Annotated in this window: 20 protein-coding genes, 1 tRNA gene and 1 pseudogene; 9 read left to right on the forward strand and 13 right to left on the reverse strand. The window is 58.9% G+C overall.

What is annotated here, in order from left to right:
* Nucleotides 1–25: 25 nt before the first annotated feature.
* Nucleotides 26–1,936 (reverse strand): ATP-binding cassette domain-containing protein, encoded by a 1,911-nt coding sequence (locus KTQ42_RS09980; RefSeq protein WP_217345365.1) that lies wholly within the window; start codon nt 1,934–1,936, stop codon nt 26–28.
* A 125-nt stretch (nt 1,937–2,061) separates the two neighbouring features.
* On the opposite strand from KTQ42_RS09980, the gene KTQ42_RS09985 reads away from it, so the two are divergent.
* Nucleotides 2,062–2,136 (forward strand) — tRNA-Arg (locus KTQ42_RS09985).
* A gap of 219 nt (nt 2,137–2,355) precedes the next feature.
* On the opposite strand, the gene KTQ42_RS09990 is transcribed toward KTQ42_RS09985, so the two are convergent.
* Nucleotides 2,356–2,814, reverse strand: coding sequence for an SRPBCC family protein (locus KTQ42_RS09990; RefSeq protein WP_249222708.1), 459 nt, complete (start codon nt 2,812–2,814; stop codon nt 2,356–2,358).
* Nucleotides 2,815–3,256: 442 nt separating this feature from the next.
* Between KTQ42_RS09990 and KTQ42_RS09995 the strand changes: the two genes are divergently transcribed.
* Together KTQ42_RS09995 and KTQ42_RS10000 are read left to right on the forward strand one after the other, a co-directional pair.
* Nucleotides 3,257–5,044, forward strand: a complete 1,788-nt coding sequence (locus tag KTQ42_RS09995; RefSeq protein WP_217345366.1) for a hypothetical protein — start codon at nt 3,257–3,259, stop codon at nt 5,042–5,044.
* 58 nt (nt 5,045–5,102) lie between these two features.
* Nucleotides 5,103–6,125: a tetratricopeptide repeat protein gene (locus tag KTQ42_RS10000; RefSeq protein ID WP_217345367.1), complete on the forward strand. Its 1,023-nt coding sequence runs from the start codon at nt 5,103–5,105 to the stop codon at nt 6,123–6,125.
* 48 nt (nt 6,126–6,173) lie between these two features.
* Here the strand turns inward: KTQ42_RS10000 and KTQ42_RS10005 are convergent, their stop codons facing one another.
* A complete protein-coding gene (locus KTQ42_RS10005; RefSeq protein WP_217345368.1) occupies nt 6,174–8,558 on the reverse strand; it encodes an ATPase, T2SS/T4P/T4SS family in 2,385 nt (794 codons plus the stop codon).
* 332 nt (nt 8,559–8,890) lie between these two features.
* Here KTQ42_RS10005 and KTQ42_RS10010 point away from each other — a divergent pair, with 332 nt between their 5' ends.
* Nucleotides 8,891–9,361 (forward strand): glycine zipper 2TM domain-containing protein, encoded by a 471-nt coding sequence (locus KTQ42_RS10010; protein ID WP_217345369.1) that lies wholly within the window; start codon nt 8,891–8,893, stop codon nt 9,359–9,361.
* Between the two features lie 108 nt (nt 9,362–9,469).
* On the opposite strand, the gene maiA is transcribed toward KTQ42_RS10010, so the two are convergent.
* Together maiA and KTQ42_RS10020 are read right to left on the reverse strand one after the other, a co-directional pair.
* Nucleotides 9,470–10,129, reverse strand: a complete 660-nt coding sequence (gene maiA, locus KTQ42_RS10015; RefSeq protein ID WP_217346895.1) for a maleylacetoacetate isomerase — start codon at nt 10,127–10,129, stop codon at nt 9,470–9,472.
* 5 nt (nt 10,130–10,134) lie between these two features.
* Entirely contained in the window at nt 10,135–10,830 is a 696-nt protein-coding gene (locus KTQ42_RS10020) for a fumarylacetoacetate hydrolase family protein (RefSeq protein WP_217345370.1), read from the reverse strand.
* A 171-nt stretch (nt 10,831–11,001) separates the two neighbouring features.
* Between KTQ42_RS10020 and KTQ42_RS10025 the strand changes: the two genes are divergently transcribed.
* Nucleotides 11,002–11,310: a YkvA family protein gene (locus KTQ42_RS10025; RefSeq protein ID WP_217345371.1), complete on the forward strand. Its 309-nt coding sequence runs from the start codon at nt 11,002–11,004 to the stop codon at nt 11,308–11,310.
* 9 nt (nt 11,311–11,319) lie between these two features.
* On the opposite strand, the pseudogene KTQ42_RS10030 reads toward KTQ42_RS10025, so the two are convergent.
* A pseudogene (locus KTQ42_RS10030) lies at nt 11,320–11,550 on the reverse strand (ABC transporter ATP-binding protein); the annotation flags it as partial.
* A 44-nt stretch (nt 11,551–11,594) separates the two neighbouring features.
* Between KTQ42_RS10030 and KTQ42_RS10035 the strand changes: the two are divergent.
* Nucleotides 11,595–11,750, forward strand: coding sequence for a hypothetical protein (locus tag KTQ42_RS10035; protein ID WP_217345372.1), 156 nt, complete (start codon nt 11,595–11,597; stop codon nt 11,748–11,750).
* A gap of 174 nt (nt 11,751–11,924) precedes the next feature.
* On the opposite strand, the gene KTQ42_RS10040 is transcribed toward KTQ42_RS10035, so the two are convergent.
* The 5 genes from KTQ42_RS10040 to KTQ42_RS10060 form a co-directional block, all read right to left on the reverse strand.
* Complete coding sequence (locus tag KTQ42_RS10040; protein ID WP_217345373.1) at nt 11,925–12,725, reverse strand: ABC transporter ATP-binding protein; 801 nt, start codon at nt 12,723–12,725, stop codon at nt 11,925–11,927.
* A gap of 11 nt (nt 12,726–12,736) precedes the next feature.
* Nucleotides 12,737–13,945 carry an ABC transporter ATP-binding protein gene (locus tag KTQ42_RS10045; protein WP_217345374.1) on the reverse strand — a complete coding sequence of 403 codons (1,209 nt, stop codon included), beginning with the start codon at nt 13,943–13,945 and terminating at the stop codon, nt 12,737–12,739.
* A 15-nt stretch (nt 13,946–13,960) separates the two neighbouring features.
* Nucleotides 13,961–14,890 carry a branched-chain amino acid ABC transporter permease gene (locus KTQ42_RS10050; protein WP_217345375.1) on the reverse strand — a complete coding sequence of 310 codons (930 nt, stop codon included), beginning with the start codon at nt 14,888–14,890 and terminating at the stop codon, nt 13,961–13,963.
* An 83-nt stretch (nt 14,891–14,973) separates the two neighbouring features.
* Nucleotides 14,974–15,918 carry a 4-hydroxy-3-methylbut-2-enyl diphosphate reductase gene (ispH, locus tag KTQ42_RS10055; RefSeq protein ID WP_217345376.1) on the reverse strand — a complete coding sequence of 315 codons (945 nt, stop codon included), beginning with the start codon at nt 15,916–15,918 and terminating at the stop codon, nt 14,974–14,976.
* A 53-nt stretch (nt 15,919–15,971) separates the two neighbouring features.
* Complete coding sequence (locus KTQ42_RS10060) at nt 15,972–16,427, reverse strand: peptidylprolyl isomerase (protein WP_217346896.1); 456 nt, start codon at nt 16,425–16,427, stop codon at nt 15,972–15,974.
* Nucleotides 16,428–16,533: 106 nt separating this feature from the next.
* Here KTQ42_RS10060 and radC point away from each other — a divergent pair, with 106 nt between their 5' ends.
* The 3 genes from radC to rpmG all read left to right on the forward strand — a co-directional run bounded on the left by radC (nt 16,534) and on the right by rpmG (nt 17,769).
* Entirely contained in the window at nt 16,534–17,208 is a 675-nt protein-coding gene (gene radC, locus KTQ42_RS10065) for a DNA repair protein RadC (RefSeq protein WP_217345377.1), read from the forward strand.
* A gap of 135 nt (nt 17,209–17,343) precedes the next feature.
* The gene (gene rpmB / locus KTQ42_RS10070; RefSeq protein WP_194712304.1) at nt 17,344–17,580 is read left to right on the forward strand and encodes a 50S ribosomal protein L28; all 237 of its coding nucleotides are present in this window, start codon (nt 17,344–17,346) and stop codon (nt 17,578–17,580) included.
* Nucleotides 17,581–17,601: 21 nt separating this feature from the next.
* Entirely contained in the window at nt 17,602–17,769 is a 168-nt protein-coding gene (gene rpmG, locus KTQ42_RS10075) for a 50S ribosomal protein L33 (protein WP_194712305.1), read from the forward strand.
* A 151-nt stretch (nt 17,770–17,920) separates the two neighbouring features.
* Here rpmG and KTQ42_RS10080 read toward each other — a convergent pair whose 3' ends face one another.
* Together KTQ42_RS10080 and KTQ42_RS10085 are read right to left on the reverse strand one after the other, a co-directional pair.
* A complete protein-coding gene (locus KTQ42_RS10080; RefSeq protein WP_217345378.1) occupies nt 17,921–19,117 on the reverse strand; it encodes an acyl-CoA desaturase in 1,197 nt (398 codons plus the stop codon).
* 104 nt (nt 19,118–19,221) lie between these two features.
* Nucleotides 19,222–20,541, reverse strand: coding sequence for a mechanosensitive ion channel domain-containing protein (locus tag KTQ42_RS10085; RefSeq protein ID WP_217345379.1), 1,320 nt, complete (start codon nt 20,539–20,541; stop codon nt 19,222–19,224).
* Nucleotides 20,542–20,584: the final 43 nt, after the last annotated feature.

The raw sequence follows: 20,584 nt of genomic DNA on the forward strand, positions 1-20,584 counted from the left end.
CGCACCGGGCCCTGCCCCATCGGCATCAGGCCTTGCTTCTGGCTTCGATCGCTTCCCATTTTTCCAGGCTGGCCATCAATTGCTCGTCGAGTTGCGCGTAGCGCTCGTTGAGCTTCTTGACCTCCGCCGGCTGCTCGCGATACAGGTTGGGATCGGCCAGCTTTTCCGTGATCGACTTCTGTTCGGCTTCCAGCGCCGCAATCAGGGCCGGCAATTCGTCCAGTTCACGCTGTTCCTTGGAACTGAGCCTTTTTGCCTTGGGCGCAGGTGCCGGCGCGGACGGCTTTTCCCTGGGCTGTGCCCTGGCCTCGGCCTTGGGCGCCGTGGCACGCGGCTCGGGTACGGCGCGCACACGCTCCCAATCGGTATAGCCGCCAATGTATTCCTTCCAGTTGCCTTCACCCTCTGCCACGATCACCTGGGTGACGACGTTATCCAGGAACATCCGGTCGTGGCTGACCAGGAATACCGTGCCGTTGTATTCCTCCAGCAGTTCTTCCAGCAGCTCCAGAGTATCGATGTCGAGGTCGTTGGTAGGTTCGTCCAGCACCAGCACATTGGCCGGCTTGGCGAACAGCCGGGCCAGCAGCAGCCGGTTGCGCTCGCCGCCCGACAGCGACTTGACCGGCGAACGGGCACGCTCGGGGACGAACAGGAAGTCGTTCAGGTAGGTCATCACATGCTTGCGCTGCCCGTTGATTTCCACCCAGTCGCTGCCCGGTGCGATGGTGTCGGCCAGGCTGGCTTCCTCATTGAGCTGGGCGCGCATCTGGTCGAAATATGCCACCTGCAGGCGGGCACCCTGGCGTATCGTGCCGCTGTCCGCCTGCTCCTCGCCGAGGATCAGCTTCAGCAGCGTGGTCTTGCCGGCGCCATTCGGCCCGATCAGTCCAACCTTGTCGCCGCGCAGGATGGTGGCGCTGAAGTTGTCGACGATGACCCTGTCGCCAAAAGCCTTGTTGACCTCGACCAGTTCCGCGACGATCTTGCCGGAGCGGTCGCCGGTTGCCACGTCCAGCTTGACCTGGCCTTGCTGCTCCCGCCGCGCGCTGCGCTGCAGGCGCAACTGCTCCAGGCGTCGCACCCGGCCCTCATCGCGGGTACGGCGGGCCTGCACGCCCTTGCGTATCCAGACCTCTTCTTGTGCCAGGAACTTGTCGAACTTGGCGTTCTCCACTTCCTCGTTTTCCAGCAGTTCCGCCTTGCGGTTCTGGTAGGTGCTGAAGTTGCCGGGAAAGGACAGCAGGCGGCCGCGGTCCAGTTCGATGATGCGAGTGGCGACATTGTCCAGGAAGCTGCGGTCATGGGTGATGAAGAGCACGCTGCCACGGAAGTCGCGCAGCAGGCCTTCCAGCCACATGATGGAGGTGAAATCGAGATGGTTGGTCGGCTCGTCCAGCAGCAGCACATCCGGTGCGCTGACCAGGGCGCAGGCAAGCGCAACCCGTTTCTGCATGCCGCCTGACAGCGTGCCCATCAGGGAAGATTTCTCCAGGTTGAGCCGGTCCAGCGTGGTTTCGACGCGGTTGTTCAATGTCCAGGCATCGGCGGCATCGAGGCGCATCTGGATTTCATGCATGCGCTCCATCAGCGCGTCATCGTTGTCGCCGCCGAACTGGGTGGTCAGGTGATCGTATTCGGCCAGCAGGCCAGGCAGGTCGCCCAGCCCGGCCGCGACGGCATCGAACACCGACATGTCAGGCGAGAACTGCGGCTCCTGTTCCACGTAGGCGATTTTCAGGCCCTGCTGCATCACCATCAGGCCATCGTCCAGTTTGGACGTGCCGGCGATGATCTTCAGCAGCGAGGACTTGCCGGTGCCGTTACGGCCAATCAGCCCTACCCGTTCAGCCGGTTCCAGGGAGAATTCCGCATGATCCAGCAATGCGACGTGACCGAATGCCAGCTGGGCATTGGAAAGGGAAATGACTGCCATGGTGTTCCAGAGAGGGGGTGATCGGAGGCCGCATTGTACCGCCTGTGTCGGCGGGACTGGAGATTGCCGCAATGTCAGCTATAATCTCGGGCGTAATTCAGCGCCCAGCGCTTTCTTACCCGCGTCTCGCCGTAGTTCAATGGATAGAACGAGTGCCTCCTAAGCGCTAGATACAGGTTCGATTCCTGTCGGCGGGACCAAGTTTCAATGCAGCAGCCCTCTCCGGCACCAGTGCCTGGCTTTCCATCCCGCTTTCCGGCTGTCTCATTCAGCCTCACAAGACTGCGCCATGAAGTACGGCGCTTGGCGCTTCATTCATGGCCAATCGCCGATGGTATCTGGACTATCTAGCTTGCCAGGCATGGCGCGCCGTCGGCAGGGGCAACGACGCGCCGTGGGCCAACACCGGGTTACGCCGATCAATGTTCCGTCACCTTGCCACGCCAGGCACCGGTTTCCTGGCCGCGGCTTTCCAGCATTTCCTTGAACCGCTTCAGGTTACCTTTAAGCTGCATTTTCACCAGCCCAAGCGCGTCGCCTATCTTTTCATCCATGGTTTGCGGGTCGTAGTCCATCTGCAGCATGATGCGGGTGACATTGTCGGAAATCTTGTGGAAGGTCACCACGCCGGCATTCTTCACGCCGCCGGTACTGCGCCAGGCGATGCGCTTGTCCGGAATCTGTTCCGTGATCTCGGCATCCCATTCCTCCGGCTTGCCGGCGACGTCGGCGCGCCAGTGAAGATGGGTGTCGTCTATCTGGCGGATTTCATGAACGCTGTCCATGAACTTCGGAAAGTCTTCGAACTGGGTCCACTGGTTATAGGCCGTGCGCACGGGCACATTCACATCGATCGATTCGGATGTGGAAGAAAGCATGCCGGATCCGCGCGATTTGCCCATCCGCTTGGACAACAACATGCCGCCAACGGCCAGGGCCGCTACTGTAACAAGTCTGTTTACCATCATCGTTCTCCTGAATGAGGCTCGTGGAGCCGTCTGCGAAGCCGGCTGCCGGACCGTGTCGGCCAAGGCGCGACCGTACGGACTGTGGGCCGGTATCACCGGATGACATTGCGCCTGGCCGATTGGTTCGTATGGCGCATTGCGTTGTTTAGATTCGATCAAACCTTCGGCTTGCGGACTGCCGCAAAACGACTCTGGAGGGACAGCGCCGCGATCGCAATGGGCAAGCCTGTGGTGCTTCGGCGACAGCCGAGGAATTAACATACGGAAACTCCTCTGTTCGAGGATATGTCACCTTCCGCCATCCTTTATTGTTCATCTTTCGGTCGAAAATCCGTCAATCGGCTCAACAATCATGAAGCATCTTGCAACACCACGGCCTGTGCAAAGGCTACTGCTGTGCGCTCTGGCTGCTTCCAGCGTTCCTGCGCAGGCGCTGGGACTTGGGCCGCTCACGGTGCAGTCCGGCCTTGGCAATCCGCTGCAGGCCACGGTTCCGGTATATGGCATTGCCACGGAAGAGCTGGCTGCCAACTGCCTGAAGGCGCGCGTGCAGGCCCTGGATGGCAATGTGCTTTCCAGGCCATCCGCTGCGGTAACCGGAAGCGGAGCCAATGCGAGCATACGCATCAACGGCCGTGAAAGCATTGCGGAGCCGGTGGTCAGCATCACGGTGGAAATCGGTTGCGCCAGCGCAGTCAGGCGTGAATACCAGGTACTGCTCGATCCGGTACCGGTTGCGCAGTTGTTCGCTCCGCATGCCAGCGAAACCGGACAGCGCAGCACCAGGCAGCCAGATACGACACAGCCAGCCCCGGTGAAAGCCCGAACTGCGAAACCGGCAGTTGCCGCGCCGTCTGCCACCATCGCGCAACGCAGGAGCGCCACGCCCTCCCCGCCGAAAACACCAGTTGCAGGCAAGAGCACGCTGACGCTGGCCACCGGCGATGCGGAAATTGAACAGGTGCGCGCCAGCCTGGTTTTGCGCCATGCAACCAGCCTGTCCGAGCCGCGCGTGGAAAACGACCCTGCCAGGCTGGCGGCGCTGCGCGCAGACCAGCAGCGCGTGGCGGCATTGCTGCGCGGAGAGAATCCTACCGCCAACGCCCAGGCTCAGTTGCGGGATGCGCAACTTGCGATGAAAACAGCCCGGCAGGACGCGCTGGAGGCCAGGCGTCAGATGGACGATGAACGCAAGGCCATGGAAGCGGAACGGCGGGACATGATCCCGGCGCTTTGGGCAAGCGTGCTGGCAACGCTGGCGCTCGTTGGCATGATAGCCAGCGGCTGGCTGCTGTGGCGCCGCCGTCAGGACCAGCGTCGTCATCATGACGAACTGGCGATGCTTGCCATGCCATTCGATACGGTGATGCCGGAAACGAATGCAGCCAGAGGCACGGCACCGGCCAGTGAAGACCGCTTGCATTCCGCTCCTGCCGCACCGCTCCGGGAACCACCGCCAGCCGGGATTATGGCGACAGCGGCGACAGCGGCCATCCAGCCCGCCGCATTCGACTGGGGCGCGCATCCGCATGAGTTGCCGGTAGCGACCACGCCGCCGGACGCGGTTGACATGCCGGCATCATGGCAGCTGATCGAACAGCAAATAGACGGGCTGCGTGACCAGGCGCCGGCAACTGCCGAGATGGCGGTGCAGGTCATGGTGGATGGCCCTGCGCAGAGCCATGCCATGCAGGTGGCCGACATGTTGCTGGCGGCGGAGGCCTGGATGGCCGAACACAATCCGAAACGGGCAGCGGACTTGCTGCAGCCCTATATGGAACGCGAGGACATGCTCTCCCCGGCGCCTGGCCTGTATCTACTGACGCTGTACCGGACTCTGGAAGACGATGACCGCATTCAAGCGGTCAAGGCGCAACTCCAGGCCTGGTTTCCGGCGGAAGTCAGCCATTGGAGCGCGGGGGCGCAGGAGCGTCGGACCATTGCGGACTTCCCCGATGTGCATCCAATGATCGATGCGCTGAAAGACAGTAATGCCCTGCTGCCCTACCTGAGAGGATTGTTGCTGGCGCCGCAGCCGTTCGACTTTTCCACTTACCGCGAGATAGTTCGTGCCATTGGCATAGCGCTTGAAACGGTAAAAACCGACGAGATTTCGGCAATGGCACTGGACTTCCATTGAACAGTTCATGCGCCGATGTACCATATGGTTTCCCTCCATCATCTACCTTGAATAAACCATGGTAATTTCCCACCTCCTCAAGCGGTGCCGGCGTCACGGTATCCGGTCCGGCGCAGCCATTCTGCTCGCCGGTGTCATTGCCGGCAATCTCCAGGCCGGCCCGGTCGATGAGCAGGCGGACATTACCCGGCTCATGCAAAGCGGGCAGCTTGCCGAGGCACTGAGGAGGGTGGAAGGCCTGCTGATGCTCAATCCCGGGAACGCCAAGATGCGCTTCAACAAAGCCATCATCCTTGCGCAACAGGGCAAAACGCCCGAGGCCATCACACTTCTGCTCAAGCTCACCGAAGACTATCCGGATCTTCCTGAACCCTATAACAACCTGGCGGTGCTGTATGCCGCAAACGGCCAGTATGAAAGCGCGCGCATTGCGCTGGACAAGGCGACCGCCAACAATCCCGGCTACGGCATGGCCTTCGAAAATCTGGGCGATATCTATATTGAGCTGGCCAGCCAGGCTTACGAGAAAGCAGCCAAGCTCGATGGCAACGCCAATGCCAGGGCCAAGGTAGCGGCCCTGCGCGGCAATGTCCAGTCGGCGGGAGGCGTGGTCAAGCCGGTTGCCCTTCCTGTAAAAGGCGCGCTGGCCATGGCGGACAATACGGCAGCCGTTGCCAGGCCGGCTCAGGACAAGGGGGCGGCGCAGAAATCCACCACCGAGCAGACTGCTCCGGCCAGCAATTCCGAGCAGGCTGCTGTCCTTGATGCAATCAAGGCATGGGCCAATGCCTGGAGCGCGCGCGATGTGAATGGCTACCTCGCCGCCTACAGCAGCGACTTTGTGACGCCGCGCGGCATGAGCCACGGGAAATGGGCCGCCGAGCGTACCGAACGCATCACCAGCAAGCAGCACATCACCGTCAAGGTGGAAGCGGCCAAAGTGACGCTCAATGGCGACCGGGCAACCGTGCAGTTCACGCAGCACTTCAGTTCCGACAAGCTGCGCTCGACCGACCAGAAAACCCTGATGCTGATCCGCCGTGACGGCGCCTGGCGCATCCGCGAAGAGCGGGTGGGATAGCTGCCGGCAGAGCCTGCGCCCGCAGGTCTGCAGCACAGGCGCACGAAGCTAGCTCGTCAGGGCGCGCACCTGCTCCCAGTCGGTATAGCCCTGCAGGATCTTGGCAATGCCGTCCTGGCGCAGCGTCGTCATGCCCTCCTCCATTGCCTGCGCCGTCAGCTCGGCCACGCTCGCCCGGTTCAGGATCATGCGCTTGATCGTGACGCTGTTGATCAACAGCTCGTGAATGCCCAACCGACCCTTGTAACCGCTGCCGCTGCATTCCTCACAGCCATGGGCGCGGTAAAGCGTGAGCTTGCCATCCTTGCCGGCATGGCTTGCATGCCAGCCGGCCAGCACCTTGTCGGGCGCCAGCCTGGTATCGAGGCAGTATTCATAGGCCAGCATCGCCAGTTCGTCGTCTGAAGCGGTGTGGGCGATGCGGCAGGAGGCGCACAGGCGGCGGGTCAGGCGCTGGCCGACCACGCCCAGCAGGGCATCGCCGAAATTGAACGGGTCCAGGCCAAGGTCGAGCAGCCGCACGACACTTTCAGCGGCGCTGTTGGTATGCATGGTTGAAAAGACCAGGTGACCTGTCAGCGAGGCTTCGATCACCGTGCGCGCGGTTTCGACGTCGCGGGTTTCACCGACCATGATCACGTCGGGGTCGGCGCGGAGGAAACTGCGCAGCACGGCGGCGAAAGTCCAGTCGATCCGCGGTTGAACCTGCACCTGCCGCAGGCCTTCCTGGGTGATTTCAACCGGGTCCTCGACCGTCCAGATCTTGCGTTCCGGCGTGTTGATGTGCGCCAGGATGGAATGCAGCGTCGTGGTCTTGCCGGAGCCGGTCGGACCGCAGACGAACAGCAGGCCATGGGGCCGCGCCGCGATCTTGCGTATGCCTTCCAGCGCATGAGGCGACAGGCCGAGGCCGTCCAGCGACACCACCCTGGGCGCGCTCAGGATGCGCATTACCACATCTTCCAGGCCTTCGGTCGTCGGCATGGTCAGCACACGGAGTTCGATGCGGGCCGGGCCGAACTGGGAAAAATCGATCTTGCCATCCTGCGAGCGCCGCTTCTCGGAAATATCCAGGCGACTCATGATTTTCAGCCGCGACACCAGCGCATTGCGGAAGTTGGCGGGAATGTCGGAATAGTGGGACATGACGCCTTCCTTGCGAAAGCGCACCCGTGTGGGCCGATTGCCTTTCATGGTTTCGATATGAATGTCCGACGCGCCATCCTCGTAGGCATCCATGATGATCTTGTTGACCAGCCGCACCAGCGTATTGTCCGACTCCGACACATCGTCCATCACGCTGATGAGGCTTGCGGGCGTGACAAGGTCGGTGCCGCCCAGCTCGAACACCAGGTCTTCCATGCTTTCCCGGCTGCCCTGGCTTCCGTAGAACTTCCGGATGGCGCCACTGAGGTCGTCCGCCGACGCCATCACGGGGTCGATCTTCAGCTTGGTGTAGAAGCCGAGCGCCTGCAGGCCTTCGATGGCAAGCGGGTTTTCCAGCGCGACCACCATGCGGGTCTCGGTACGGTAGAGCGGCATGATCTGGTGCTTGCGCACCAGGTCGGCTGGCACCGACTTGATCAGGTTCAGGTCGAAATCGAACTTGCGCAGGCTGACCAGCGGAATGCCCAGCTTCTGGGCCAGCACCCGGCGCAGGGTGTCGCGCTTGACGACTTCCATTTCGACCAGAATCTCACCGAGGTGCGTCTTGCGATCGCGCGTCTGGAGGCTCAGCGCCTCTTCCAGCTGCGCAAGGGAGATCAGTCCTTCCTGCAGGAGCGCCTCGCCCAGCCTGATATGCGGCATCTCCTTCTGCTGCTGCAATGCCTTTTCAACCTGCTCCTGGCTGACGATATGCTGCTTCTGCAGATAGTCTCCCAGCTTCTGGGAACGCAGGGCTTCCTGCTTTTGCAGGCCAAGATCGACTGCATCCTGGCTTACCAGCTTGCCTTCCACCAGCAACTGGCCGAGCTGCTCGCCGATCTGATAGCTGGCGATCGCGCCAGCCGGAATGAACCAGCGCAGCACATCGTCGCCATAGCTGCACAGGAAGAGGAACAGGCCAAACGGATGCTCGACGTAGCCGATGGTTTCCGAAATCAGGCTGTCGCCATCCTTGAAATTGACGATGCAACGCTTGCGCAAGGAAATGCTGGCCGGGTCGAACTGATCGCCCTGGTCCAGTGGCAGCGGCTTGAGCGCAATCGGGCGCGTCAGGCGCAAGCTCTTGAATTCGCGGAACCCGATCTGGCTGGCGAGCAGCGACTTCTGCATCAGGAATTCAATGAGGCCGTGCCCGGGATCCAGCCGCACCAGCGTTCCCGCCGCGCGCTGGCCATCGTGCATGGCCAGCATCGCCGGCTCGGGGCCGATGGCGTCAGTGGCAAGTTGGAAGTGCGGCGGTATGGGCCAGTCGAAGTCAGTCATCATGATAGGTATTGCCTGTCTTGCTTATCTACAATCCGGGATCCAGACGAAAAACGGGAAGCGATGAAACGTATCGGCTCAATTTACAGCAAGAATTCGGCAAGAGTGAAGCAAAGAAACCGGGCAGGCCGGCTAACGCAATGGGGATGGCGCCGAAGGTAATCAGCTGTAACAAGCTTGGCAACACACTGATCAGGCCGCATAGAATCGGAACTGGCTTGACGCCGCCACGCAGCCAACCTGGTCCGCAATGGCCCTGTCCGATTCTGTTCGATGCCGTACAGACCCCCGCGACCAACCAGGATTAGGCTGTGATCACAATATCAGGAGGTCATATGAAAACAAATCGCATCATCATCGCATCGGCCCTTGCCGCTTCCACCTTCCTGGCGGGCTGCGCATCCCCCGGCTATCCGCCGGCAGCGTCGTCCCCCTATCCTGCTCCGGCGGGCCAGCAAGGTTATTACACCAGCTACGGCGTGGTGGACTCGATCCAGGTGGTCAACACCGCTGGCGGCAATAGCGGCATCAATGCGGGTACGGTCATTGGCGCACTGGCTGGCGGCATTCTGGGCAACCAGGTCGGTGGCGGCACTGGCCGCGCGGTAGCCACCGCCGCAGGCGCAGTGGGCGGCGCCGTAGTGGGCAACCAGGTCGAGCAACGCAACCGCCAGGGCGGGACCGCCTATCAGATCGGCGTGCGGCTGGACAATGGCACCTACCAGACCTTCACCCAGGAATCGATCGGCGACATGAACATCGGCAACCGGGTACGGATAGACAACGGCAGGGTTTATCGCTATTGAGCCGGTTCGGCAATCTGTGAAATAAAAACCGCTGCGACGGATTCCCGTTGCAGCGGTTTTTTTTAACTCATGCACGCTGCGGGCTGCAGCCTGGAATGGAACGAAGCCTTACTCCGCGTCCGGCTGCCTTGAAGGCTCCGCCTGCGCGAATGCATCCACCTTTGCGCAGTTTTCCGTAATGCGCAGCAGGGTCGGCATGCCAGACAGGTCGCAGTCAAGCCGCCTTGCATTGAAGATCTGCGGCACCAGGCAGCAGTCAGCCAGCGTGGGCGTGTCGCCGAAGCAGAACTTGCCGGCGCGGCCGTCGGCGTTGATCTTGGCCTCCAGCGCTGCAAGGCCCTGTTCGCACCAGTGGCGATACCAGGCATTCTTGTCTTCCTCGCTGACTCTCAGATCGCGCACCAGGTAGCGCAACACCCGCAGGTTGTTCAGCGGATGAATGTCGCAGGCGATCGCCAGCGCAATGCTGCGTACATAGGCCCGGTCGAGCGGCGCGGCCGGCAACAGCGGCGGCTCCGGATACATCTCGTCCAGGTATTCCATGATGGCCAGGGATTGCGTCAGCACCTGGCTGCCGTTTTCATCCTCTTCGTCCACCAGCGCCGGCACCAGCGCTTCCGGATTGATGCGCCGGAATTCCTCGGTCAGCTGCTCGCCGCCCTGCCTGACCAGATGAATCGGCACCATATCCACATCCAGGCCCTTCAGGTTCAGCGCAATGCGCACCCTGAACGACGCCGAACTGCGGAAATACGTATAGAGCTTCAGACTCATCAGATCACCTTGACGCACAGAGGGGTCAGTCCCTCGACGCTGCCTTCCAGCAGATCGCCCTTCTGCACCGCTGCCACGCCTTCAGGCGTACCGGTGAAGATCAGATCGCCAGGCTGCAGTTCGAAGTAGCGCGACAGGTGCTCGATAGTTTCGGCAACGTTCCAGATCAGCTTGCTGACGTCGCTGTTCTGGCGCGCAGCGCCATTGACGTCAAGGCGGATATTGCCCTTTTCCAGCAGGCCGGTTTCAGCTACCGGATGCAGCGGTGCGATCGGCGCCGACTTGTCAAAACCCTTGCCGGTATCCCACGGACGGCCCAGCTTCTTGGCCTCGCCCTGCAGGTCGCGGCGGGTCATGTCCAGGCCAACGGCATAGCCCCAGATATAGTCGCCCGCCTGCGCTGCGGGAATGTCGCGTCCGGCCTTGCCGATGGCAACCACCAGTTCGATTTCATGGTGCAGGTCGGATGTCATTGCCGGATAGGGCATTTCGCCGGTGGCGCCGGCGGCAACCGGCAGCAGCGCACCGGCGGGCTTCAGGAAGAAGAAAGGCGCTTCGCGACCGGTGTGGCCCATCTCCTTGGCATGCTCAACATAATTGCGGCCGACACAATAAACGCGGTGAACCGGGAACATCTGGGTGCTTCCGGCAACTGGAACGACAGCCTGGGCAGGCGGCGTGAAGGTGTACTCCATGTTGGCTCCTTTTTTAATAGTGCGTGGATTATGCCACTCTGATATGTATTTCGCCCAATTCACCACTTAACGATTAAATCGATGCATCGGCCTCTTTAAATCACGGCAGCGCCCCCAGATACAGGGCAGCGCGGCAAGCAGCCGTGGGCGACTTTCCAAGGAGTATCTGACATGTTCAATCGTTTGCGCCGTCTGGCCCGGCTGGCCGGCCGTGAAGTCACCATCCTGTGGTTTGCCTGCCGCCATCCGGCCACGCCGCTGGCGGTCAAGCTGGGCGCCGGCCTGCTGGCGGTCTACCTGCTGAGCCCGATCGACCTCGTGCCCGATGCGCTGCCCGTACTGGGCTGGCTGGACGATGCCACCATTCTTGCCTTTGGCATTCCTGCCCTCCTGAAGCTGATGCCGGCAGGCGCGCTGACCGATGCCCGCAGCGCGAGCGAGCGTTTGCTGTCGAAATGGGCGTTCTGGCGACGCGCCTGAGAAGGCAGCTTATTCCTCGCCCAGATAGGCCTGGCGCACCTTCGGGTCATCCAGCATGGCCTGCGCCGGGCCGCTCATCGTGATCAGGCCCGATTCCATCACATAGCCACGATGCGCGGCCTGCAGTGCCAGCCGCGCATTCTGTTCCACCAGAAGGATCGTCACGCCCTGGGCAGCAACATTGCGCACCACTTCAAAGATGCGCTCCACCATGATGGGTGACAGTCCCATCGACGGCTTCCCCCCCCCCACCCCCCCCCCCCCCCCCCCCCCCCCAAATGTGTGTGTTTAAAAAAAAAAAAACAAAAAAAAAAAAAAAAAAAAAAAAAGAGAAAAAAAAAAAAAAAAAAAAAAAAAAAAAAAAAAAAAAAAAAAAAAAAAAAAAAAAAATAAAAAAAAAAAAAAAAAAGAAAAAAAAAAAAAAAAAAAAAAAAAAATAAAAAAAAAAAATAAAAAAAAAAAAAAAAAAAAAAAAAAAAAAAAAAAAAATTAAAAAAATAAAAAAAGTTGATGGACATGAAAATGGGAATAATAGAAGGTAAAAGTTAATGGAGAATAAATGAGAATTTAATATTAAGATAAGTAATATTAGTAATTGAAATAAGAAGTAAAATTTAATAAGAACAAGAACCGGCTATACATGGCCCTTCATGCGATCCTCCCAGATAGGCTTCGATCACTGCAGGGTTTTTTTGTACTTCCGCTGGCGTGCCTTCGGCAATGGGCTTGCCGTAGTCCAGCACGGTAATGCGGTCGCACAGGCCCATCACCAGCTTGACGTCATGCTCGATCAGCAAGATCGTGCGGCCATCGGCCTTTATCTTCAGCAGCAGCTCACGCAGGCCCAGTTTTTCGGTGGCATTCATGCCGGCGGCAGGTTCGTCCAGCGCCAGCAGCAACGGATCGGTAGCCAGCGCCCGCGCGATTTCCAGACGGCGCTGGTCGCCATACGACAGATGGCGGGCGGTACGGCGGGCGAAGGCGCCGATGCCGACAAAATCGAGCAGTTCCTGCGCACGCTGACGGATCGCCGCCTCCTCTTCCCGCGCAGCCCGATGCCGCAGCACCGCGCCCAGCACGCCCTGGCGTGTGCGGACATGGCGTCCGACCATCACGTTTTCCAGCGCGCTCATTTCGCCAAACAGGCGGATGTTCTGAAACGTGCGGGCAATGCCGGCCCTGGCGACCTCATGCGGCGCCGACGGTGAATACGGCTTGCCGTCGAGTTCGAAACTGCCGCCATCGGGCTGGTACAACCCCGTCAGCACGTTGAAAAAGGTGGTCTTGCCGGCGCCATTGGGACCGATCAGGCCATAGATCTGCCCCTTGGCAATGCGCATGTCCACGCCGGACAAGGCTTGCAGGCCGCCGAAGCGCTTGGTGGCGCCGCTAATGTGAAGCAAGCTGTTTTCCATGGCTTGCCCCCTTATACCGGCGCGACGCCGGTACTGGGCGCAGGCTTGTCAACATCGGCTTCGGGACGATCTTCATGCCGCGGCGCGGGCCACAGGCCTGCCGGGCGAGTCAGCATGATCCCCACCATCGCCAGGCCATACAGCAGCTGCCGCAGGATTTCCGCATCAACCAGCACCTTGCCGAACAGCGCATGCTGCACCGGTTCCACGGTATGCCGCAGCACTTCCGGCAGGGCCGCCAGAATCACGCCGCCGAGCACCACGCCCGGTATATGACCCATGCCGCCCAGCACCACCATGGCCAGCACGGCAATCGATTCAGTCAGGGAAAACGACTCGGGTGAGACGAAGCCCTGAAATGCAGCAAACAGGCCGCCCGCAACGCCGCCGAAGGAAGCGCCCATCGCAAAGGCAAGCAGCTTGACGTTGCGGGTATTGATGCCCATCGCCTTGGCCGCAATTTCATCCTCGCGAATGGCAATCCAGGCCCGGCCCAGACGGGAGTCATGCAGGCGATAGGAAACGAAGACGATCGCCAGGCAAAGCGCCAGGAACAGAAAATAATAGGCATTCACCGAGGGCATCGAAAAGCTGCCTATCTTCACCATGGCGCCTGACCCCGCTTCGCCGCCCAGCGAGACGCCGAAGATGCGCACCGGGTCGATCAGGTTGATACCCTGCGGCCCATTGGTGATGTTGACCGGGCCATTGAGGTTGTTCATGAAAATCCGGATGATCTCGCCAAAGCCCAGCGTCACAATGGCCAGGTAATCGCCGCGCAGTTTCAGTGTAGGCGCTCCCAGCAGCGCGCCGAAGACACCGGCCAGCAATGCCGCCATTGGCAGAATCACCCACAAGGACAGATGAATGCCCTGCTGCGCCACCTCCGGCCCGAAAAAGGCAATCGCCGCCTCGCCCAGCGGCTGGTACTGGTTCACCAGAGACTCGAGCAGGGTAGCAAACTGTGGCGAAGCCATCAGCCCGGTCAGGTAGGCGCCGAGCGCATAGAAAGCGATATAGCCGAGATCGAGCAGGCCGGCGAAGCCAACCACGATATTCAGGCCCAGCGCCAGCATGATGTAGAGCAGCGCGAGGTCGATGATGCGGACCCAGGAATTGCCAAAGTTGGACGCGATGAACGGGAACGCCAATACGATAACGGCCAGCACGATCAGGCTGGCGCGGCTGCGCGTCGCGCGCGGATGAGTGATATATGCCATAGGATGATGTTCCGGTCAGGCGCGATCGGCAACGCGCTCGCCCATCAGCCCGGAAGGACGCAGCGTGAGCACGATGATCAAGACGATGAAGGCAAAAATATCCTGGTAGTTACTGCCCAAAAACCCGCCGGTGAGTTCGCCGATATAGCCGGCGCCCAGGCTTTCGATCAGCCCGAGCAGGATACCGCCCAGCATGGCGCCATAGATATTGCCGATGCCGCCTAGCACGGCGGCCGAAAACGCCTTCAGTCCGGGCACGAAGCCCATTGCAAACTGGGCCGAGGAATAATTCGCCCCCCACATCACGCCAGCCACTGCCGCGAGCGCCGCACCAACCGCGAAGGTGACGACGATGACACGGTTGGCGTCCACGCCCATCAACCCGGCAATGCGGGGATTTTCGGCCGTGGCCCGCATTGCGCGGCCCATCTTGGTCTTTTCCACCAGCAGCACCAGCAACAACATTGACAGCGCCGCCAGCACCAGCAACATGACTTGCGTCGGCGTAATCAGCGCACCCATCAGGTTCAGCGACTCGGAAGGCATCACCTGAGGAAAAGGCAGCGGATTACGTCCCCAGACCATCATCGCGATCGTTTGCAGCAGGATCGAAACGCCGATTGCCGTAATCAGGGGCGCCAGCCGCGGCGCATTGCGCAGCCGCCGGTAAGCGACACGCTCGATCAGAATATTAACGACGATACAGACTGGAATCGCGCCAAGGATGGCGATGATCAGCTTGACCACGCCAGGGAGGCCCGGGGCGGCGCTGTGCACCAGCTTCAATATGGTCAGGCCCGACATCGCACCGATCATCAGTACCTCGCCATGGGCAAAATTGATCAGGTTGAGAACGCCGTACACCATTGTGTAGCCCAAAGCGATCAGCGCATACATGCTGCCCAGCACCAGGCCGTTGACGATTTGTTGCAGGAAGATTTCCATGGCCCGCCATGCTCAATTAGTTATTTTTTTACGCCAGAACGACAACCGGTCATGGCGCGCTTCTGAATCAGTGCCAAGCCACGTCAACTTGGTTCAGGCACGCCATTCAAACCCTTGGGCAAGGGAAACGTCACATTCTCTTCCACTCCTTCCAATACGCGCACGCTGCGCGCACCGAATAACTTCAATTGTGCAATAACTGCATCTACCAGGACTTGCGGTGCAGATGCGCCAGCCGTCACGCCGATGCGCCTTGTACCGTCCAGCCAGGCTGGATCGATTTGCGCCGCATTATCCACCATGTAAGCCGCCGTCCCTTTCTTTTGCGCGACCTCGCGCAGGCGGTTCGAGTTCGAGCTGTTCGGGCTACCTACGACAATCACCAGATCCACCTGCGGCGCCATGAATTTCACGGCCTCCTGGCGGTTGGTGGTGGCGTAGCAGATGTCGCCTTTCTTGGGCTCGGCTATATGGGGGAAACGGCGCTTGAGCGCGGCGATCACGTCGGCGGTGTCATCCACTGACAGCGTTGTCTGCGTCACATAGGCCAGCAGATCAGGATCGCGCACCTGAAGGCGGTCGACGTCTTCGGCGGCTTCAACAAGGTACATGCCTTCCTCGGCCTGCCCCATGGTGCCTTCCACTTCAGGATGGCCGGCATGGCCGATCATGATGATTTCCCTGCCTTCCCGCCGCATCTTGGCCACTTCGACGTGTACCTTGGTGACAAGCGGGCAAGTCGCATCGAAGACGGTAAGGCCACGCTGCGCGGCTTCTTCCTGTACTGAACGCGGTACGCCATGAGCGGAAAACACAAGCGTATTTCCAGGAGGAACGTCAGCAAGCTGCTCTATGAAAATGGCCCCCTTGCGGCGCAGGTCATCGACCACATAGGCGTTATGCACGATCTCGTGGCGCACATAAATAGGCGCACCGAATTGCGCCAGCGCCCGTTCCACGATTTCAATTGCCCGGTCGACGCCAGCACAAAAGCCGCGTGGCTGTGCAAGCAGAATTTCCTGTTCCATCACTGTATCTATTCCCTGATCCGTTAAAAACGCGCTGTCCGCTGCCGCCAACGCTAGAGTATGCCGATGATGCGTACGTCAAAGCGCAGCGTCTGGCCCGCCAGCGGGTGATTGAAATCGAAAAGCGCATCATCAGCATTGATTTCAAGCAGCACCCCGGCAAAGCGGCCACCGCCCGGTGCCGCGAATTCAACCACGTCCCCTGCCTTGTATTCCTCGCCGAGCTGGGAGTTTTCAGCAAGCGTAGCGCGGGAAACCCGCTGCAGCAGTTCCGGATTACGGTCGCCAAATGCTTCGGACGGCGCCAGCGTAAAGCTTTGCTCGGCACCATCGGCCAGGCCGATCAGGCGTTCTTCCAGAAATGGCGCAAGCTGGCCCGTGCCGAGTTGCAGGGTGGCTGGATTCCCGTTGAAGGTAGTAACGATGTCGTTGCCATCCTGCGACGCGAGTCGATAATGCAGCGTCAGATAGGCTCCTGGGCCCACGACTGGCTGTGTTAAATTTTCCATGAGCTTCCGCCAGACAAAATAATCCGCCATTTTAAGCCACCGCAGCCACTCGCGCCGACTCGTGGCGATTGCACCGATCGAAGCACCCCTGCATGAAAGTCAAAACATGGGAATTGCTGACTGGCCGGAAGCACTGCGGCCACGGGAAAGACTGATTGCGCTCGGCGCCCACACCCTGTCCGATGCAGAACTGCTGGCGATCTTTCTCCGCACAGGCCTTCCGGGTTGCTCCGCCGTTGAGCTGGCCCAGCGCATGCTGCTGCACTTTGGGTCGCTACATGCGCTCTGCAATGCTGCCGTGCATGAATTCTGCAAGCTTCCGGGACTGGGTCCGGCGAAATTTGCCCAGTTGCAGGCAGTACTGGAATTGGCGCGCCGCACGACACTGGAAGAAATCAAGCATGGTTCTGCCCTGACCAGCAGCCTGGCTGTTCGGCATTATTTGCAGTTGCGTCTGGCCACACTTCCATATGAAAGCTTTACTGTGATTTTTCTGGATACGAAACACTGCGTCATTGCGTGCGAGGAATTGTTTCGTGGCACCTTGACGCGGGCTCAAGTACATCCCCGTGAAGTGGTACGGGCGGCTTTGCATTGCAATGCAGCTGCCTGCATCCTGGCCCATAACCACCCTTCTGGCGAAGCTCTACCGAGCAGCCAGGACCACGAAATCACGCATCTGCTGAACGACGCCCTGGGCCTGATGGAGGTACGGGTACTCGACCATCTCATTGTCGCAGGTCGCCAGATTTACTCTTTCGTAGAGCATGGGGATCTGTAAAAAGCGATCTGCTGCAATGTTAAATATTGAAGAATAAATGAGAAACAATTGTTTTTCGCAAGTCGTTGAATATTCGACTTTTTTTCGATATACTCTCGTTTTTTCCAATTTCGGAAATATTTGAAGGAGTGAAACATGGCACGTCAATGCCAAGTCACCGGGAAGAAGCCGATGGTCGGCAACAACGTTTCCCATGCAAACAACAAGACCAAGCGCCGCTTTCTGCCTAACCTGCAGAACCGTCGCATTTTCGTGGAGTCGGAAAACCGTTGGGTTTCCCTGCGCCTGTCCAACGCTGGCCTGCGTATCATCGACAAGATCGGCATTGATGCCGTTCTGGCCGATATGCGCGCCCGTGGCGAAAAAGTCTAATCCCACAGTAAAGGAATCATCATGGCTACCAAAGGCCGCGACAAAATCAAGCTGGAATCGACTGCAGGCACGGGTCACTTCTACACCACGACCAAGAACAAGCGCACCATGCCGGAAAAGATGGAGATCATGAAGTTCGATCCCAAGGCCCGCAAGCATGTTGCATACAAGGAAACCAAGATCAAGTAATCGATCTGGCATCCATAAAAAAACCCGCAATGGCTTGCGGGTTTTTTTTCGCCTGCGTATCCAGCTTCCTGTTAAATTTTTTTTAAAATCACACGAAAATTAAAAAGCCCGGCGAACCGGGCTTTTCTAATGCAGTGCTTTCCAGTGCTACTCAGGCATAGCTGCGCAACCGTAGCGAAAACTCCTGCAGCGAACGGATGCCGGACGATTCGGCGCGGCGGCACCAGTCCTGCAGATGGTGCAGCAGCTGGTCACTGGTGGAATGCGACCGCTCCCAGAGGGCACTCAATTCGGCACGCATGTCATGCATGGTCTTCAGCGCCTTGCTATGTGCAAGCAACTCACTCAGCTGCTGACGCTGCGGCGCTTCCAGCTTGGCAGGCTCCTTTTGCAGCAGCTTGCGCGAGCGGCGCAATGCATCGCTACCCATTTCGGTCTTGCTGCGGATCTGGACAATTTCTTCGCGCCAGGTAAGACGGATGGACTTGGTGTACTTCGCCATCACGTCATAGCGGTTGGATACGATGGATTGCAACGTGGCCAGGTCTGCGACACGCTTGCCGCTGTCGAATTTCGGCGCCGGCGCCACCTTTTTCACGGTTGCCAGACCGAAGGTTTCCAGAATCCGGATATACATCCAGCCAATATCGAACTCGTACCACTTCGACGACAACTTCGCCGAGGTACCGAAGGTATGGTGGTTGTTGTGCAGTTCCTCACCGCCAATCAGGATACCGATCGGGAAGATATTGGTAGCCGCATCATTGCAGTCATAGTTGCGGTAGCCCCAGTAGTGCCCGATGCCATTGATGATGCCGGCGGCGGTTACGGGAATCCACAGCATCTGCACTGCCCAGACAGACAGGCCAACGATGCCAAACAGGGCAAGGTCGATGAAGAGCATCAGAACAATGCCAAGCGCACTGTGCTTGGTGTAGAGGTTGCGTTCAATCCAGTCGTCAGGGGTGCCATGGCCGTACTTCTCCATGGTCTGATGATTTTTTGATTCCGCGCGGTACAGCTCGGCGCCTTCGAGCAACACCTTCTTGATGCCACGGGTTACAGGGCTGTGCGGATCCTCCTCGGTTTCACATTTGGCGTGATGCTTGCGGTGAATTGCCGCCCATTCCTTGGTGACCATGCCCGTAGTCATCCAGAGCCAGAAACGGAAAAAATGGCTGGGGATAGCATGCAAGTCGAGTGCGCGGTGCGCCTGGCTGCGGTGCAGGTAAATCGTCACGCCGGCAATCGTTATATGCGTAACGACGAGGGTATAGATGACGATTTGCCATGCGCTGGCACGGGTCAGGCCATTCGACAGAAAGTCCAAAACTGCATTCAGAATCATTCAGGCTCCAAAGTTGATGGGCGGGAGGTTTTCATCCCTGGCGGTCATGATCCGGGGTCTGGATTAGCCGCATTTATTGAATTTTGTCCGGTATTTTACGCGCTTTATTGCTTTATGGATGAAAGTTCTGGGGGGAGAGTTGATTGTGGCGCACCGGTTGCCATCCTGATCTCATGTTGTGAATAGGGAATTCTTATGTTTTCTTCGTTTAAAACCCGCCAAATTGACCGGTTAACGAGGGACAACAAATTGCCTTTTCCGTTTTCCGGGTCTTCTATCCAGAATCCCAATTCCAGTTCCAGGCCGTTCAGGCCAAAACCCGTCAGCAAGGCATGTGGTGCCGGGTCCTGGCATATGCGGGGTATTCCGCGAACAGCATCAATCAGTTTGGGCAGGATACTCTCTACATCTGTTTCATAGGCTACCGTTACCTGGGTAGCCACCCTGAGCTTCCGGTCACTCAGCGAATGATTCTGTACTGCGCCTGAGATAAGAATATCGTTTGGCACCACCGTCTCTATTCCATCCAGACTACGGATCACCGTGTAGCGGGTATTGATCTGCGTTACCTGCCCGTAAAAAGTTGCGACGGACACCATATCGCCCACTGCCATACTTCGTTCAAGCAGGATAACGAACCCTGATACATAACTGCTGACGATCTTCTGTAAACCAAGGCCTATACCGACACCAAGCGCACCGCCAAACACGGAAAGTACAGTTAAATCGATTCCGGCAAGCGAAAGACTGAGCAAAATGGCAACAAGAATGAGACTTGCTCGTCCGGCTCTGGCCATCACCAGGCGGGCTGAGGAATGGATGGTGCCGACTTTCATCAGTCGCTCTTCCAGCACAGCGCCTAGCCATAATGCAAGGATAAGCGTGGCGCCAATCGATGCAATGGCCTGAATAATCACCAGCAACGAGGTCTGGTGGCGTCCGGTTGGAATAGAAGTATGTTCAAGATAGGCGATCAGGTCGGGCCACAGGCCTGTCAGGTGTACCGCAAGACCTAGCCAGACAAGCGCGGCAAACACCTTTTCGAAGGCAAGCAGCAAGCCGCCAGCATTTCCGTTGCGCATGAACACGCGTCGCAGCAGATAGAACACAAGCCGTACGAGCGCTAGGGAGCCCACGACTGGCAGGGCAAGCGTCAATAAAGGCGCTGCCTGCCATTTGAGAAACGCCATGCGGGATGCCGCCAGAATGGCAAAGGCAGCTATGGGCCACAACATGGGAAGGACTAAACGGGACTGGTTATCCTCCACAATCCCCGTTCGACTCTGTGCAGAGCCCCAATGCACTACCACTCGAGAAACCAGGAGGGAAAGAAGAATGGAAGCGGCAATCGTCACCGCCTGCCAAATAAAGCTGGCAATACGCACTTCTGACCATAGATCAAGCCAGGAAAACGAAAGCGTCATCTATTTCTGCAGGGAACGATTAAGGATGGCGCTGAGCGTACCC

Source organism: Noviherbaspirillum sp. L7-7A, from assembly GCF_019052805.1.
Taxonomy (GTDB): domain Bacteria; phylum Pseudomonadota; class Gammaproteobacteria; order Burkholderiales; family Burkholderiaceae_D; genus Noviherbaspirillum_A.

What these genes read in the sequence shown, in the direction of transcription:
- ispH (WP_217345376.1), bottom strand. Translation starts at nt 15,918, where the DNA reads ATGGAACAGGAAATTCTGCTTGCACAGCCACGCGGCTTTTGTGCTGGC.
- KTQ42_RS10040 (WP_217345373.1), bottom strand. Translation starts at nt 12,725, where the DNA reads ATGGAAAACAGCTTGCTTCACATTAGCGGCGCCACCAAGCGCTTCGGC.
- KTQ42_RS09995 (WP_217345366.1), top strand. Translation starts at nt 3,257, where the DNA reads ATGAAGCATCTTGCAACACCACGGCCTGTGCAAAGGCTACTGCTGTGC.
- KTQ42_RS09980 (WP_217345365.1), bottom strand. Translation starts at nt 1,936, where the DNA reads ATGGCAGTCATTTCCCTTTCCAATGCCCAGCTGGCATTCGGTCACGTC.
- KTQ42_RS10050 (WP_217345375.1), bottom strand. Translation starts at nt 14,890, where the DNA reads ATGGAAATCTTCCTGCAACAAATCGTCAACGGCCTGGTGCTGGGCAGC.
- KTQ42_RS10010 (WP_217345369.1), top strand. Translation starts at nt 8,891, where the DNA reads ATGAAAACAAATCGCATCATCATCGCATCGGCCCTTGCCGCTTCCACC.
- KTQ42_RS10000 (WP_217345367.1), top strand. Translation starts at nt 5,103, where the DNA reads ATGGTAATTTCCCACCTCCTCAAGCGGTGCCGGCGTCACGGTATCCGG.
- KTQ42_RS10085 (WP_217345379.1), bottom strand. Translation starts at nt 20,541, where the DNA reads ATGACGCTTTCGTTTTCCTGGCTTGATCTATGGTCAGAAGTGCGTATT.
- KTQ42_RS10045 (WP_217345374.1), bottom strand. Translation starts at nt 13,945, where the DNA reads ATGGCATATATCACTCATCCGCGCGCGACGCGCAGCCGCGCCAGCCTG.
- KTQ42_RS10025 (WP_217345371.1), top strand. Translation starts at nt 11,002, where the DNA reads ATGTTCAATCGTTTGCGCCGTCTGGCCCGGCTGGCCGGCCGTGAAGTC.
- KTQ42_RS09990 (WP_249222708.1), bottom strand. Translation starts at nt 2,814, where the DNA reads ATGCTTTCTTCCACATCCGAATCGATCGATGTGAATGTGCCCGTGCGC.
- radC (WP_217345377.1), top strand. Translation starts at nt 16,534, where the DNA reads ATGGGAATTGCTGACTGGCCGGAAGCACTGCGGCCACGGGAAAGACTG.
- KTQ42_RS10060 (WP_217346896.1), bottom strand. Translation starts at nt 16,427, where the DNA reads ATGGAAAATTTAACACAGCCAGTCGTGGGCCCAGGAGCCTATCTGACG.
- KTQ42_RS10080 (WP_217345378.1), bottom strand. Translation starts at nt 19,117, where the DNA reads ATGATTCTGAATGCAGTTTTGGACTTTCTGTCGAATGGCCTGACCCGT.
- rpmB (WP_194712304.1), top strand. Translation starts at nt 17,344, where the DNA reads ATGGCACGTCAATGCCAAGTCACCGGGAAGAAGCCGATGGTCGGCAAC.
- KTQ42_RS10005 (WP_217345368.1), bottom strand. Translation starts at nt 8,558, where the DNA reads ATGATGACTGACTTCGACTGGCCCATACCGCCGCACTTCCAACTTGCC.
- rpmG (WP_194712305.1), top strand. Translation starts at nt 17,602, where the DNA reads ATGGCTACCAAAGGCCGCGACAAAATCAAGCTGGAATCGACTGCAGGC.
- KTQ42_RS10020 (WP_217345370.1), bottom strand. Translation starts at nt 10,830, where the DNA reads ATGGAGTACACCTTCACGCCGCCTGCCCAGGCTGTCGTTCCAGTTGCC.